Consider the following 604-nt stretch of genomic DNA (forward strand, 5'->3'; position numbering starts at 1 on the left):
AGCGCGATACGAGGCGTCTCTTGCTGAACGCCGCTATGCCGCTTGCGACCCTGACAACCGCCTGATCGCTGCTCAACTTGAGAAGAGTTGGGAATCCGCGCTCAGGCGCGTGGAAACTTGTGAAGCTGCTTTGACGCAGGCAAGACAAATCGACGCTGGCATCCCAATCCCCGATTTTGCCGGCATTGCCACTGACTTGGAGGCTGCTTGGAGCGCACCAAACGTCGATACGCGGTGTCGCCAGCAACTCCTGCGCACTCTCGTAACTGATATCGTTACCGATGTTGACGAAGAGCAACGTGAAGTCATTTTGACGATCCACTGGAAAGGTGGTCAACACTCTCAGCTGCGTATTCGCAAACCGAACCCTGGCGAACATGGCCAGAAAACGCCGGAGGCTGCCCTCGCTGTAATGCGGTCCATGGCCACCCGATGGTCCGACGCCGACATTGCCGCTACTCTGAACCGGATGGGAATGCAGACCGGACAAGGAAAAACGTGGACCGCACGCCGTGTCGGTGCACTGCGCACGGTCCATAAAATCCACGGATACCGATCTGCTGAGAAGAATGGGGAGTGGCTTACGCTGACCGAAGCCGCCAAA

General features: G+C 57.5%; 1 pseudogene. It reads left to right on the forward strand.

Going from position 1 to position 604, the window contains the following annotated elements:
- Positions 1-109 precede the first annotated feature (109 nt).
- Positions 110-604 (forward strand): annotated as a pseudogene (locus PKE80_RS25200) (recombinase family protein); the annotation flags it as partial.

The sequence above is a fragment of the Novosphingobium resinovorum genome, from assembly GCF_027922145.1.
Lineage (GTDB): Bacteria > Pseudomonadota > Alphaproteobacteria > Sphingomonadales > Sphingomonadaceae > Novosphingobium > Novosphingobium resinovorum.